The following is a 14,329-nucleotide window of genomic DNA, read 5'->3' as shown; positions in this document are numbered from 1 at the left end:
GCCTCCCGTCATGCGGGATTACGTGCCACACCCATCGCCGTTCATCGACGTTCTCAAGGCTGTTGACCATGACAAGGTTGAGCCGTCGCATCTTCGTCCTCGGTGGACTGGTGACTGCCGGAGTCGCGGTGACCCCCCGCCAGGGTGCCCGCGCCGCGGTGCCGTATCCCTTCAAACTCGGTGTGGCGTCAGGTGATCCGGCGCCCGACAGCGTGGTCCTCTGGACCCGGCTGGCACCGTCCCCGCTCAACGCCGACGGGCAGGGCGGCATGGCCAACGCCGACGTGACGGTCGAGTGGCAGGTGTCCACCACCGACCGGTTCACCTCCCTCGTCGCCTCCGGCTCGGTGACCGCCCGCTACGCCGACGCGCACTCCGTGCACGCCATCGCCGGCGGACTCGCCGCCGACTCGGACTACTACTACCGGTTCCGGGCGCAGGGCCAGATCTCGCCAGTCGGGCGGACCCGGACCGCCCCGGCGCCCAGCACCGTGGGCCGCGACCTGGTGATGGCCTTCGCCTCCTGCGCCCACTACGAGGCCGGCTACTACACCGCGTACCGGCGGATGGCCGAGGACAACCCGGGGCTGATCCTGCACCTCGGCGACTACATCTACGAGGGTGGCGTCGGCACCTCCACGGTGCGGCAGCACGTCGGCGCCGAGATCGTGTCGCTCGCCGACTACCGCCGCCGGTACGCGCTCTACAAGTCCGACCCGGACCTGCAGGCGGCGCACGCGGCGGCACCCTGGCTCGTGGTGCCGGACGACCACGAGGTGGAGAACAACTACGCCAACATGGTCCGCAACGACAGCAGCCCGACGCTCACCGCCGCGCAGTGGACCGCCCGACGGACCGCCGCGTACCGGGCCTACTACGAGAACATGCCGCTGCGCCCGGCCTCCGCCGCCAACGGCAACAGCATCCCGCTGTACCGGCGCATCCGCTGGGGACAGCTCGCCACCTTCCACATGCTCGACACCCGGCAGTTCCGCGACGACCAGGCGTGCGGGGACGGCTGGAAGGTCTGCGCGGACGCGGACCTGGCCTCCCGGTCCCTGACCGGCGCGACTCAGGAGGCGTGGCTGCTCGACGGACTGGCCCAGCGCTACGGCACCTGGGACATCCTCGGCCAACAGGTCTTCTTCGCCCAGCAGCTCGACGCGAACGGGGCGGCGAGCATGGACGCCTGGGACGGCTACCGGGCCTCCCGCAGTCGGATCCAGACCGGCTGGCAGCAGCGCGGAGTGCGCAACCCGCTGGTGCTCACCGGAGACGTGCACCGCTCGTGGGCCAACGACCTCAAGGCCGACTACGCCAACCCCGCCTCGGCCACCATCGGCACCGAACTGGTCTGCACCTCGATCACCTCGACCGGCAACGGCAGCGGCAGCACCACGGTCCCGAACGCGGCGGCCAACCCGCACCTGAAGTTCTACTCCGACCGGCGTGGCTACGTCCGGACCACGATCAGCCGCAGCCAGGTCCGCGCGGACTTCCGCACCGTGCAGACGGTGACCGAGCACGGCGCCGCGGCGGCCACGGCCCGCTCGTTCGTCATCCTCGACGGCCAGCCCGGCCTCCAGGCCGGGTAGAAGGAGACCCACAATGACCGCACTCACGACACTGCTCGCCGCCTCCCTGCTGCTCCCGAGCCTGGCACCGGCCCCGATCGCGGTCACCGCCGAGGCGATCACCTGGACCACCGCGAACAGCGTGGCCTCCGGTGACCAGGACCTGCCCGGCATCGCCATGAACCGCAACGGTCAGGTGGCCGTGGTGTGGGAGGACGACCGGGACAGCACCGCGCCCGAGGACGACACCCACAGCGAGATCTACCTGCGACTGTTTCGCGACGGCACGCCCGCGTACGAGGTGAAGCTCTCTGGCGGGGGCACCAGCGGGGCCGCCTGGCGGCACATCAGCCCCGACGTGGGGCTCGACGACCGGGGCAACGCCGTGGTGGTCTGGGCCGCCGACGGCGACGGCAACGGCGTCTACAACATCCAGTACCGGGTGGTGTCGCCAAGCGGCGCCGTGCTCGCCTCGGGGCAGGCCAACGCCAGCGACGCCGGTCAGCAGATCTGGCCGAAGGTGGCGCTCGACCCGGACGGCGCGCCGACCACCGGCGCGGTCGGCTTCACCGTGGTCTGGGAGGACGTCCAGGGGACCGCTCCGGCCACCGTCAAGGCCGCCGGCTACACCGCGGCCACCACCAAGGCGTACGAGGTGACCGCCTCGCAGGCCACTGGCACACACCACCGCCCCGACGTGGCGGTGTCCGCCACCGGCGAGGCGCTCGTGGTCTGGGACGAGGACGCCGACGCGAACGGCTCGTACAACATCGGGCTGACCCGCCTGGCCCGGTCCACCGGCGCGGTGGCGCTGTCGCGGCGCACCGCCAACGCGCAGAGTGGCGGGCAGCAGCAGCGGCCGTCGGTCGCGGCGAACGTCGCCGGGGACTTCACCGTCGGGTGGGAATCCGACCACACCGGCGCCCGAGGCGTCTGGGCCCGATCGTTCACCGCCGTCGGCACCGCCCGGCACGACGAGGTCCAGGTCTCCACCGGGGCCGGGGCCGTCGCGCCCGGCGTCGGCATCGACGACCAGGACAACGTGGTGGTGGGCTGGACGGTGTCGGGCGTCGACCCGGACGTCTGGGCGCGCGGCCTCAACCCGGACGGCACCTCCACCGGCCGGCTGGCGGCCCAGGCGCTCAGCCAGACCACCACGGGTCGGCAGGAGCAACTGGCCGTCGCCACGTCGCCGTGGGGCGAGGTGAGCCTGTGCTACACCGACGACAACGACGGCAATGCCTTCGACCAGGTGCTCCTGGGGTTGGGCGCGACGAACTCGACCTGGCTGATGTCGGCCGACGAACTGCGCCGGCTGAAGGCGAAGGGCACTCCGGCGGCGGGCTGAGGCGGGCAGCCACGGCCGGTGTGAACCACTCGGGTTCGGTGAAGTCGCGGTGTCCCGCTATCGGGGACACCGCGATTTCGGCAATACCGAGTCGATCACGCCCCGGCGGCGTGATCGGGCTCGCCCCTGGCGCTGGCCGGCTCGTCCCGGGAGGACGACGAGGTCGTGACGGAGCGCAGGGTGATCGACTGGTCGGCGTGGTCGACCTCGAACAACGTGCCGGCCGGGAAGGCCGCGAACGTCTCGGGTGGCAACTGGATCGTGCCGTCACCGGCCACCACGGCGAAGTCCCGGCCGTCGCGCCCCTCGGCCCCGACCCGGCCGTCCCGGATGGTGACGGCACGGCCCAGCCGGGCACCCACCTCGCCGTCGTGGGTCACCACGACCACCGTGGTGCCCCGCTGGGCGTTGACGGTGGCCAGCGCCGTGAGCACCTCGTCCCGACCGGACGCGTCGAGCTGGCTGGTCGGCTCGTCGACCAGGAGCAGCCCGGGCCCGGCCGCGAGCCCCTGCGCCAGAGCGGCCCGCTGACGCTGCCCCGGAGTCAGGTCGCCCACCCGTCGCGCGCCGTGACCGCCGAGGCCGACGAGGTCCAGGATCGCCTCCGGCGGGTCGAGCCGACGCCCGGCGATGCGCGCCGCGGGCCGCTGCGCCAACCAGATGTTGCGCGACAGCGACACGTACGGCAGCAGGTTGCGTTCGGCGCCCTGGAGCACCGTGCCGACGGTGGCCCCGCGCAGGGCCGCCAGGCCCTTGGACGAGAGCCGGGACAGCTCGTGGTCGCCCACGTGCACGCGGCCGGCGGACGGTTGCAGGAGCCCGCCGAGGATCGCCACCAGGGTGGACTTTCCGGAGCCGGACGGCCCCACCAGCGCCAGCATCTCGCCGGGAGTGATCCGCAGGTCCACGCCGGAGAGCGCGACGACGTCGCCGGTGCCGGTGGAGTAGATGTGGATGAGCCGGTGGCAGGTGACGGCCACACCCCCGGCCGGTGGCTCGGCGGTGGTCGGCCGCTCCGGCGGCGCGGCGGTCAACGGCTCGTCCGGCGGCTCGGCGGTCATCGGCTGCTCCGGCGGCGTACCGAGGCCGCGATGACCCGACCGAGCACGACCGCGGTGAGGGCGAACAGCGCGACAGTGGGCACCACGAACACCAACAGCCGGCCGAAGTCCGGCCATTCGGGTATCGGGACCGGGGAGCGGCCGTCACCGAACAGTCGTTGCCCGCTGCGGGTGAGCAGCCAGATCACCAGTGTGACGAGACCGCCCGACACGGCGGCGACCGCCACCGGTAACCCGTAGCCGCCACGGACGGCGCGTGGTGGCAACCCCTGCCGGCGCAGCGCCACCAACATGGCCACCCGGGTACGCTGCTCGGCCGCCGCCATCGCGATCAGGCCGGCCGCCCCGATCAGCACCCCGGCCAGCGCGGCGAACAGGTTGAAGCGCAGCGCCAACGCCGGCGCCTGCCGGTCGAAGTCCTGGCGAACCCCGTTGATCGTCCGCTCACCGACGATCGCCAGACCCTGGGCGCGAAGCCGGTCGAGGACGTCGGCGGGCGCGGTCGCGGCCAGCCACACCTCCTTGGTGCCGCTCTGGCCGGACACCGCGATCCGATCGGCGTATTCCAGGTCGACGATCAGGCCGGAGTCACCGAGCTGCGGCAGACCGTCGGCCACCCCGTCGATCCGGGCCGTGGTCGGTGCCCCGTCGACGCCTTCGTGCGGATAAGTGGCGCCGAGCTGCGTCCCCTCCGACCGGGTCACGTAGACGGGCAGCGGAAACGGTGAGTCGGCAACACTGATGCCGTCTACCCCGGCACGCCCCTCCCACATCTTCAGGGCCAGCGCTGGGGACGAACCGCCCGTGGCGCTGACCTCCGAGTCATCCCCCGCGACGGAGCGTCGCCACCGCCTCAGATCGGCGAACTGCGTACCGGTCAGCACCACCGTGTCGGCGTTGTCATCGCCGATGCGCATTTCCTCGAAGTTGACCGTGATGTCCTGCCACATCACCGCGGTGACGATTTCCATCTTGACCAGGCGGCACTGTGTGACGCACTCGGGCACCTGAACGACGTACTGGTTGCGCCCCGGATGGACGTCCGGTTGCGCGACGATCACCCGCGTGCCGTCGGCGCTGGAGACGGTCACCGCGAGGCGCGGCACATTCCCCCCGAAGGCCTCCGTGTCGAAGCTGGTGGCCGACATGACGACGGTGAGCAGCCGCCCCCGGAGCAGCACCGGCTCTCCGGGCGGGGCGGGGCGGATGGCACGCGTGATGTCCGCGAAGGACGCTCCGTAGGACGGGTGCGGCACGGCCACCGCCGTCAGCCGGGCGGAGTCCACGGCGAGCACCGGTGTGCCGCCGTCGGGGAGCCTTTTCGTCACGACCGCGGCCATCGCGAAGCGACCCTCGGGATCGGCCTTCCGCACGGCCGCCAACAGGTGCGAACGGGACGGTGCGTCGACCTCGACCACGCGCGGCGCGCCGACCTCCACGATCGCCCGATCGCGGTAGGCGGCCGAGGCGAGCTCGTTCATCGACGCCGTGAAGGCGAGCATGGCGACAGCGACGGTGAGCAGCGCGATCAGGGGCCGGAACCGTGGTTGCCGGGCCACCTGCACCAGGGCGAGGCCGACGGCGGTGCGGCCCCGGGCCAGCAGTGCCGCACCGACCGCGGCGCCGGCCAGCATCGCGACCCGTGCCAGCAACACCGCCGCGGCGAGCGCCCCGGCGACAGGTGCCACGAGTGCCAGCCCGCTGGGCGACCCGCCGGAGCGCAACTGCACCACGGCGGCTGCCGCGATGGACACGGCGACGATGTCGCCGATCGTCGCCCGCCATCCCCGGACCCGGGCCGGCACCCGACGCAGCAGGTCGACGACAGGTGCGGACAGCATCCGAGCCTGGGCCAGTAGCACCGCGGCGAGCGCGCCGGCGGCGCCGATGGCGGCGAAGGCGACGACGTTGGCGTCCAGCGTGACGTCGGCGCGGGCCGGCAGGGTGTGCGCGGCGAGCAGTGTGGCAGCGGCGACGCCACCGAGGCAGCCGAGGGGGATCGCGACCAGCGCGGGTACGGCGTGTTCGCCGATCGCCAGCGCCCACAGTCGTCGGCGTTGCACTCCGCGGAGCAGGAGCAGGCCCTGCTCCGGTCGCCGCTGCTCCGCCGCCGAACCCACCGCGACGAAGAGCACCAGCCAGCAGAGCAGCACGAGCAGCCCGGCGCCCAGCGTGACGCCGTCGGCCAGTTGCCCGCGTTGTCGCTCGATGCGGTCGAACAGGCTGGTCGTGGTGGTGCCGGCTCCGAAGCCCTCGCGGTTGCCGTCCCGCTGCAGCTTCATGACCGCAGCCCGCAGCTCCGGCATGGACCCGCTGTCCAGCAGCTTCTCGGTGACGTAGAGGTCGGCCGTGGACCGGTGCAGGATGACATCGTCATCGGGCAGGGGAGCGGCCTCGGCGATGAAGATGGCATCCTCGGCGCTGCCCGGGATCGATGTGCCGGGGGAGCCCCCAGTGGCTGGGCGAATGAGTTCCCCGCCGAGCCAGAACGGATCGGTCACGTCCTGCGGTCGGTAGATGCCTGTCACCCGCACCGGCACCGCGGCGAAGGTGAAGCGATCGCCGACGGCGACACCGAGTCGCGCGGCGGTGTGCGTGCTGACCATGACCTCGGGGGGCTGGTCCCTCGAGGTGGCCCGGGGGCAGGCGCCAACCACGGCGACCCGCTCACACACCCCCGCTCGGAAGATCAGGCTGGAGGTCACCTCCGCGGCTCGGCCGGCGGCGACGCCACCGGTCTGAGCGCCCAGGACGACGTCGAACCCGTCCGGCGTGAGTCGCATGACGTCTTCGGTGAACACGGTGCGGGTCGGGTCACCGGGCATCCCCGGATATTCGGCGCCCTCGGCGAGCCGGATGCGAAGCTCGTTGGGCTCCGCTGTGGACATCTCGTAGCGGGCCAGCGCCTGCCCGGCCGCGGCGACGTAGCTCGGTGCGGCCGCCGCGGCGGCGCTGGCGAGCACCGCGAGCAGGAGCACCGCCAACGCCTGTGCCCGGCGGGCCGCGATCGCACCCCAGATGACGGTCAGCATTGCCGCCGAGGTTATCGACCCGACCGGCCGCCCGCCGCCCCGTACCTGTGGACCGAGACCCACCGGTAACCGGTGGCCTCAGTCGCGGAGAATCTCCGCCCGCCCCTCGACGAGGTGCAGCTCCGCCTCGCAGGCGGCGGCCACCTCCGGGTCATGGGTGGCGAACACGACAGCCGCGCCCCGCCGTGCCTCGCCGTGCAACAGGTCCAGCACCCGCTGCCGATTGCCCGCGTCCAGCTCGCTCGTCACCTCGTCGGCCAGCAGCACGCTCCCACGCAGGGCCAGGCCACGGGCGACGGCCGTCCGCTGCTGCTGGCCACCCGACAACTCCTCGACGAGTTGGTCGGCCTGGCCGGCAAGGCCCAGCAGCTCCAGCATCGCGGCGGTCTGTCGACGGGCCTCGGGTGGGTTCACGCCATCGGCCACGAGCGCCACCTGAAGATTCTCGGCGGCCGTGAGGATCGGGGCCAGGCCGTTGTCCTGTGGGACGAGCACGATTCGGTGCTGCACCGCGTGATCACGGTCGCGCAGCGGCTGCCCGTCGACGGACACCGAACCGTCCCGTGGCCGCAACAGCCCCGCCAGGGTGTGGAGCAGCGTCGTCTTGCCCGCGCCCGACGACCCGGTCAACGCCAGGACCCGTCCCGGCCGGACCATCAACGAGATCTCCCGAAGAACGGCCGGCGCGTCGCCGTAGCCGACTGCCGCCCCGTGCATGCTCAGCATGTGCCACCGCCCCTTTTCCGGCACCCAAGGATCCGCAGACTGCCACGGCGCGCGGACCCGCACAATCCCGTCGATCCGCCAGCGATCCGGGGTACTCAGTCGACCCGGGGTCGTCGCTCGTAGCTGACCAGGGCGGCGAGGAAGGCCGTGAGCAGCCCGAGAGCGGCCAGCGCGGGCAGGGTCCGGGCGAGGGGTATCAGGAGGAGGACGAGGCCGATCGCCACGAGGTGGCCCGCCGACCTTCCCACGGTCAGCCGGAGGAACAGCAGGCGGCCGGCGAGATAGAGCGCGGCGCCGCCGTAGAGCACGAGGATGGCCGACCAGCTCATCGGTTCCCCGCCGAGCTGCCGGGGTCGGGTCTGCTCCGTCAGGTTGGCGAGGATCAGGTGGATGCCCAGGGCGACGGAGACGGCCCCGGCGACCAGCGGCAGATGCGCCAGCGTGTACGCGTCCGCCGCCAACTGCTGCCGACGCCGGGAGCGCGGCGAGGCCGAGGTCAGCACCTTCGCCGCGGCCGGTGCGACGCCCACGAAGTAGAGCCACCACAGGCAGACGGTCGCGGCGAAGCCGAACACCGAGGCCACCAGCACCGGCCAGGCGATCACCTCCAGACCTGCGGCCCCGGCCGACAGGAGAGACTCACCGAGCACGATGATCAGCACCAGACCGTGGCGTTCGGCGAAGTGCGCCGCGCTGCGGACCTCCCCGAAGCTGGCGGCGGTGGCGATCCGGCCGCCGCCGTAATCGACGAGGAACGCCACCGTCCACAGCACGGTCTGCGCGGTCCCGCCGAGGATGGCGCCCACCAGCAGCGGGACCCAGGCGATCGTGGTGGACACGGCGAAGCGCAGGGTCTGCCTGCGGTACTGCGGGTTGCCGGACGAGGAGTAGGTCATCAGACCGAGGTGCAGCCCGCGGACCACGATGTAGGCGATGGCCAGGGTGAGCGGCGGGCTCAGCGCGCCGTCGTGGCGCTGCCACGCCTGCGGGATCACCAGCGCGGCCACGAAGATGGCGCCCATCGCCGCGAGCATCCCGGCCAGCACCGGGCCGGTGTCCGCACGGACCTGGTTGCCGAGCCAGGCGTAGCAGCTCCACGCGTACCAGAACCAGAGCAGGAGCAGTAGCCCCTGGTAGAGGGTGAGCGGACCCAGCGACTCCGCCATGAAACCGATGAGCCGCGTCAGCGCGAACACCAGCACCAGGTCGAAGAAGATCTCGAAGGTGGTGGCCCGGTGTGCCTCCTCGACCAGCACCGGCCGGGACCGGTGGACGCGGTTCATCCGCTCATCCTGGTCTGTTTCGCACCTCGTCGGAGGCCAACGCCCGGCTCCGACCGAATCAGTCGAAGAGCAGGTCGAGGTGGGCGTCCAGCGCGCCCAGTGCCTGCTCGACGGTGTACTGCCCACCCAGCAGGTAGACACCGAGCCCTTCCATGAGCGCCAGCAGGCCGGCCGCGGCGGCGTCGCCGTGCCGGTCGGGCAGGACGCCGGCGATGAACCCGGTGAGCTGCCGGGTGCCCTCGCGCAGGCTGGGCGCGGCGGCCGGACGCACCGCCGTGTAGGCGAGGAACGCGAGCGCCACCCGCCCGTCGTCGCGGGTCCCCTCGTCCAGGGGCAACAGCGCGGCGAGCATCGTGCGCAGCAGCAGCCGGGGCGGCGGGTCCACACCCAGTCGTGCCAGCGCCTCGGTGACCCTGATCTGGCCGCGTTCCCGCACCACGCTCAACGCGAACGCCATCATCTCGTCCTTGGTCCGGAAGTAGTGCTGGACCATCCCGGCGGACACGCCGGCCGCGGTGGCCACGTGGCGGAGGCTGACGGCCTCCAGGCCCTGATCCGCGGCGACCCGCATCAGCGCGTCCGCGATGAGGGTGCGGCGCTCCTGGTGATCGACCTTCTTGGGCATGGCCTCGATCGTTTCACAGTGGGTGGCCCGGACGCGGTCACCGGCTGACGGTGGTGCTCGCGGGCGCGCCCCGCGCGCTGCGCAGGAGGCCGTCCGGGTCGTCGGCGTACAGGCGCAGCTCGTTCATCGGCAGGGCCCCGGTCTTCGCCAGATCGAAGGTCAGCGGCCGGCGCAGCAGGACGTCGATGCTGGTCTGGCTGCCGACCGAGATGGACACCACCCGACGCTCACCCTCCTGCTCGACCTGCACCGACCTGCTCGACGGCAACGAGCGGTAACGCTTGCGCAGGGCCTCGACGTCGGTCCACGGGATCCAGATGTCGATGCCCGAGCTGAGCCGTACGCGCAGGCCCCGGTCGCCCACCACGTGCGGGTGGATCGTCATGCCGGCGCAGAGCCCGATCATCCAGAGCAGACCCCAGACGCCGAGGCCGAGCACGATCCAGCGGGCTGGCCGCCACGGCACCACGTGGGTGACCACGACATCGAAGATGGGGATCTCCACGACCGACAGGCCGATGAAGATGCCCAGGATCGGCTTGACCACGCCGAGGTAGCCGAACGGCTCGTCGCCGGGTCCCAGCGGCAGGGGGCGGCGCCGGGCCCAGACGTACAGGCTGCGCCACGTCGCGGCCTCGGCCTCGGCGGCCCGGCGCAGCAGTGGACCCACCCGCGCCCTGGTCGGTGCCTTCGTGTCGGTCACTGTCGTCCTTCCCGGTCGGGGGCCGATGGTTGGTGGACCGTGATAATGCCGGCGCCACCGTCCACGGTGACGAGCTGTCCGGTGCGGATCGTCCGGGTCGCGTCCGGGACGCAGATGACGGCCGGAATGCCGTACTCCCGGGCCACCGTCGGACCGTGCGCCATGATCGCGCCGGTCTCGGTGACCACCGCGGCGGCGGTGAGGAACAGCGGGGTCCAGCCCGGGTCGGTGGTCGCGGCGACCAGGACGTCGCCGGGCTCGACGTGCGCCGTGCCCGGATCGTGGACGACCCGGGCGGGCCCGGTCACCCGGCCCGCCGACGCGCCCACGCCGACAAGCGTCCCGTCGCCGGCCGGCACGACCGGCAGGATGGTCTCGACATCCGTACCGTCGGAGAGCAGCGCCACCGGCACGCTTCGGCGACGCAGCTCCCGGCGGTGCACCGCCCGTCGGGCGGTCACGGTGCCGCGCAGATCAACACCCTGGTGTACGACGGTGTGCGCCTCGTCGAGGGTCAGGAACATGATGTCGTCGGGCTGGTCCAGCAACCCGGAGTCGTGCAGGTCGGCACCGATGAGCAGCAGTTGGCAGCGCGCCTCCCGCAGTGGGTACAGCCCGGCGAACTTGCCGGCCTCGCGCAGGCCGGCCAACGACCGCGCCCGGCGCAGCAGGAACCCGGCGATGCGGCCCCGCACCGGCCGCCGACGGCGAGCGCGCGTGCTCAGCTCCCGCAGCGCCGCCTCCGCGGCCGAGGCGGCCCGCTGGAAGCGCTGATCGGGGCCCTGCCGCGGATCGGTGACCCGCAGGTAGTTGGCGACCGCGGCGAAGACCGGGGTGGGGTCCTCCGCCCAGCGCGGCACGCCGAGGTCGACTTCGGCGACGCCCCGGTGACCGTAGACGTCCAGGAAGGCGGTCATGCCGATGTCGGGCAGCGTGCCGTTCAGGTGGCGTGCGGCCAACTCGGCCGGCGGGGTGTCGAGGAGGAGCTGGCGGTGGTCGCCCGCACCCTGGGCGAGCCGCCACAGGGCCAGGTCCATCTCGATGGTGACGTTGTGCGGCATGCCGCCCAGCACGGCGTGGATCCCGTCCGGTCCGGCGACACCCTTGAGCAGGGCGGTCGGCAACGCGGTGGCGAGCATTCCGGCGACGATCGGCCACATGATCGCGTCGGCGCTGTCGTCGGCGTCGGCCTCAGTCGCCTGGACGAAGCGCAGCCGGTCGGCGGCGGTACGCAGGTCGGCGGGAGCGGCCGAGCGAACTCTCAACTGCTCGATCGCCTCGAACATCCGGGTCCGCGCGGCCTCGGGACGGGCCAGCGCCCGCAGGATCCCCACCACCGCGCGGCCGGCCGTCCGCAGCGACGCGGCCCCCGGTGCCCGGCCGCGCGTGGCGCCGCCCTTGGTCGGGGCGAACCGCGGATCCGCGAGCACGTGCTGCATCACCGCCTGGGCGCGCGGCCCGAAGTCGACAGCCAGGAGCCGCACCAGTCGCTTACGGGACGATCGGTTCCGCGCGAGGTCGGTCAAATCGCCGTAGAGGCGGCCGCCGATGTCGACGATCTCGACCCGCACCCCGAGCGCGGCGAGCATCGCGGCGATCTGCGCCCGCAGGGTCGACATGCCCATCGGGGTGACCGGTTGCCGCATGCCCTGGACGTGCCCGAACTCCAGGTAGACGCGGGGGAGGGGCTTCCCGCTCGGCGGCGGGGCGGGGAACAGGCTGGTGATCGGCCGGGACTGGAGGAGCCACAGCACGTCGTCGGCGTCGATCGCCCACTCGACATCCTGCGGGCAGCCGAAGTGCGCCTGCAACCGTTCGCCCGTGGCGCGGAGGCGGGCCAGTTGGGCCGCCGTCAGGCAGCCGGCCTCGTCGCGCGTGACGTCGTCGAGGAGGTAGTGGTCGACGGCGGTGGCGCCGTCCACCACTGTCGTGCCGAGGCCGGCGGCGGCGTCGACGGCCATCTCGTCGCGGCGCCCGGTCAGCGGGTTCGCGGTGAACAGCACCCCCGCCACCGTGGGGGTGACCATGCGCTGCACGACGACGGCCATCAGCACCGTTCGATGATCGATGCCGTGGGCGTCGCGGTAGGCGGTCGCGCGGTCGCCGTGCAGCGAAGCCCAGCACTTCTCGATGGCGGCGATCAGCTCGGCGGTGCCGGTGACGTTGAGGACGGTGTCCTGCTGCCCGGCGAAGCTCGCGTCCGGCAGGTCCTCGGCGGTGGCGCTGGAGCGCACCGCCACCGGGCCGGCGCCGAGCCGCTGGTACGCGGCGACGACCTCGGCCGTCGGGACGACCCCGAGTCCGTGCGCCTCGGTGGTGACGCAGAAACCGTCGGGGACCTGCTCGCCGTGCCGGATCAGCTCGCCCAGCCCGGCTGCCTTGCCGCCGACCACTGCGGTCATGGCGGCGGTCACCTCGGACAACGCGATCACGTGCATGGCGACCTACCCTCGTTGCAATGCGACTGCATTGAAACGACCATACCTCTTTTACGATGCGACTGCAACGCAACAGCGCTGGCCGCCGCCGTACGCGAGACACCCGATCCGGAAACCGTGCGGCTGGGGCTCTACAAGCCTCACGCGATCGAGCTGCTGACCGCGCTGGCCAGCGGGCGCCTGGCGCTCAGCCACGAGAGGCTCAGCGGCTGGCCGCGTCCCGCCGCAGAACAACGTGCCGCCGCCCTGCCAGCCGGCGGCAAAAGTGCCACCGCGCGGCTCACCGACGCGGCCGATCCGCAACTGCTTTCGAGCGCGACCCGCGCAGCTGGCGACGCGCGGGTGTGCCGGCCTCCGACGAACTGCCGCCACATTCCTGCTGCCGGTACAGCGCCGGCCGGCGGGGGAGGACGTGCTCGGCACGCGACCGAAATCAAAATGGACTGATCCTCGCCATCCGGCCACCAGCCTCGCTCGGAGTAGCGCGTTCGCCCAGTTGCGAACAGTCCATTCGCGGCTCGGCGACGGCACGGTCTGGTTAGGATAAGACCCCCATTTTTTACCCCAATTCACCCTGAAAGGTGTCGATTTTGTCTCACATTTCGGGTGCCGTGCTGCCGGTACTGCTGGCATTGACGCCGATCGTGCCGGCCAGCACCGTTTCGCCGGACCAGTCGGACTTCTCGTTGACCGTCAGCCCCAGCCGGATGGTCGTACCAGCCGACGAGATCGGGCAGCCGCGACAGTTCACCGTGACCAACCGTGGTCAGTCGGCGATCGACGTCTCGATGCGTTCGGCGAGCTTCGCGGTGGATGCTGCGGGGGTGTTGACGTTCCGCTCGGACGTGGCACACACGGCGATCGACTGGGTCACGGTGAACCCGAAGCGCCTTCGGCTCGCCCCCGGTGCGACCGAACCGGTGGACCTCCGGATCGCGGTGCCGGCGAACGCCGAACCCGGCGAGCACCAGGTAGCGGTGATCTTCTCGGCGCCACCGCCGGCCAATGCGGCCGGGACGAGCATCCGCCGCAGTGTCGGCGCGCCGATCTATGTCACGGTGCCGGGCGACGCGATCGAGTCGGTGCAGGTAAGCGACGTCGATGCGCCCGGTTTCGCGCTGCGTGGTCCGCTGGCGCTCACCGCGACGGTACGCAACGTCGGCACCCTTCGCCGCAATTTCGTCGCGGCCGACCGGTTACGGGCTCGGGTGGCAGGGGAGGACGTGACGTTCCCCGACTTCACCCTGCTGCGCGACGGCAGCCGACAGGTCAGCGCCCGGTGGGACGATCCACCCCTCATCTGCGTCTGTCGGGTGACAGTCGCGGTGCCGAACCCGGACGGCCGGGCGGGGAGCGCGCAGGCGACGGTCGTCATCCTTCCGCTGCACCTCATCGGTCCGACGGTGGGGGGCCTCGTCATCCTGCTCCTGCTCGGCTGGATGCTCCGGCGTCGCCGGGGCGGTACCGCCCCGGCGACGCCGGGGCCGTCCACCCGTCTCGTATACACAAATAGCAGGGGGGAGTAAGATGGCGCTGCCG

General features: G+C 72.2%; 11 protein-coding genes. 4 read left to right on the top strand and 7 right to left on the bottom strand.

The window, feature by feature from the left end:
- The first annotated feature begins 68 nt into the window (after positions 1-68).
- A complete protein-coding gene (locus ACLQ29_RS10870; protein ID WP_425771486.1) occupies positions 69-1,595 on the top strand; it encodes an alkaline phosphatase D family protein in 1,527 nt (508 codons plus the stop codon).
- Positions 1,596-1,608: 13 nt separating this feature from the next.
- Entirely contained in the window at positions 1,609-2,922 is a 1,314-nt protein-coding gene (locus tag ACLQ29_RS10865; RefSeq protein ID WP_425771485.1) for a hypothetical protein, read from the top strand.
- 95 nt (positions 2,923-3,017) lie between these two features.
- On the opposite strand, the gene ACLQ29_RS10860 is transcribed toward ACLQ29_RS10865, so the two are convergent.
- The 7 genes from ACLQ29_RS10860 to ACLQ29_RS10830 form a co-directional block, all read right to left on the bottom strand.
- Positions 3,018-3,983, bottom strand: coding sequence for an ABC transporter ATP-binding protein (locus tag ACLQ29_RS10860; protein WP_425771484.1), 966 nt, complete (start codon positions 3,981-3,983; stop codon positions 3,018-3,020).
- Positions 3,980-7,015 carry an FtsX-like permease family protein gene (locus ACLQ29_RS10855; protein WP_425771483.1) on the bottom strand — a complete coding sequence of 1,012 codons (3,036 nt, stop codon included), beginning with the start codon at positions 7,013-7,015 and terminating at the stop codon, positions 3,980-3,982. The genes ACLQ29_RS10860 and ACLQ29_RS10855 overlap by 4 nt, the downstream gene beginning before the upstream one ends.
- 78 nt (positions 7,016-7,093) lie before the next feature.
- Entirely contained in the window at positions 7,094-7,741 is a 648-nt protein-coding gene (locus ACLQ29_RS10850; protein WP_425771482.1) for an ABC transporter ATP-binding protein, read from the bottom strand.
- Positions 7,742-7,836: 95 nt separating this feature from the next.
- Complete coding sequence (locus ACLQ29_RS10845) at positions 7,837-9,024, bottom strand: low temperature requirement protein A (protein WP_425771481.1); 1,188 nt, start codon at positions 9,022-9,024, stop codon at positions 7,837-7,839.
- Positions 9,025-9,082: 58 nt separating this feature from the next.
- Entirely contained in the window at positions 9,083-9,649 is a 567-nt protein-coding gene (locus ACLQ29_RS10840) for a TetR/AcrR family transcriptional regulator (RefSeq protein WP_425771480.1), read from the bottom strand.
- Between the two features lie 37 nt (positions 9,650-9,686).
- Positions 9,687-10,352, bottom strand: coding sequence for a PH domain-containing protein (locus ACLQ29_RS10835; RefSeq protein ID WP_425771479.1), 666 nt, complete (start codon positions 10,350-10,352; stop codon positions 9,687-9,689).
- Complete coding sequence (locus ACLQ29_RS10830) at positions 10,349-12,790, bottom strand: PEP/pyruvate-binding domain-containing protein (RefSeq protein WP_425771478.1); 2,442 nt, start codon at positions 12,788-12,790, stop codon at positions 10,349-10,351. Before ACLQ29_RS10830 ends, ACLQ29_RS10835 begins: the two co-directional genes overlap by 4 nt.
- Before the next feature lie 117 nt (positions 12,791-12,907).
- On the opposite strand from ACLQ29_RS10830, the gene ACLQ29_RS10825 reads away from it, so the two are divergent.
- The gene (locus ACLQ29_RS10825) at positions 12,908-13,237 is read left to right on the top strand and encodes a hypothetical protein (protein ID WP_425771477.1); all 330 of its coding nucleotides are present in this window, start codon (positions 12,908-12,910) and stop codon (positions 13,235-13,237) included.
- Between the two features lie 143 nt (positions 13,238-13,380).
- Positions 13,381-14,316, top strand: coding sequence for a hypothetical protein (locus ACLQ29_RS10820; protein ID WP_425771476.1), 936 nt, complete (start codon positions 13,381-13,383; stop codon positions 14,314-14,316).
- Positions 14,317-14,329: the final 13 nt, after the last annotated feature.

This window comes from Micromonospora sp. DT228, from assembly GCF_049841595.1.
Lineage (GTDB): Bacteria > Actinomycetota > Actinomycetes > Mycobacteriales > Micromonosporaceae > Micromonospora.
This window is presented reverse-complemented; position numbering and strand designations above follow the sequence as displayed.

Bases quoted from the DNA above. Each gene is read 5' to 3' on its own strand.
- ACLQ29_RS10870 (WP_425771486.1), top strand. From the start codon at position 69: ATGACAAGGTTGAGCCGTCGCATCTTCGTCCTCGGTGGACTGGTGACT.
- ACLQ29_RS10865 (WP_425771485.1), top strand. From the start codon at position 1,609: ATGACCGCACTCACGACACTGCTCGCCGCCTCCCTGCTGCTCCCGAGC.
- ACLQ29_RS10860 (WP_425771484.1), bottom strand. From the start codon at position 3,983: ATGACCGCCGAGCCGCCGGACGAGCCGTTGACCGCCGCGCCGCCGGAG.
- ACLQ29_RS10855 (WP_425771483.1), bottom strand. From the start codon at position 7,015: ATGCTGACCGTCATCTGGGGTGCGATCGCGGCCCGCCGGGCACAGGCG.
- ACLQ29_RS10850 (WP_425771482.1), bottom strand. From the start codon at position 7,741: ATGCTGAGCATGCACGGGGCGGCAGTCGGCTACGGCGACGCGCCGGCC.
- ACLQ29_RS10845 (WP_425771481.1), bottom strand. From the start codon at position 9,024: ATGAACCGCGTCCACCGGTCCCGGCCGGTGCTGGTCGAGGAGGCACAC.
- ACLQ29_RS10840 (WP_425771480.1), bottom strand. From the start codon at position 9,649: ATGCCCAAGAAGGTCGATCACCAGGAGCGCCGCACCCTCATCGCGGAC.
- ACLQ29_RS10830 (WP_425771478.1), bottom strand. From the start codon at position 12,790: ATGCACGTGATCGCGTTGTCCGAGGTGACCGCCGCCATGACCGCAGTG.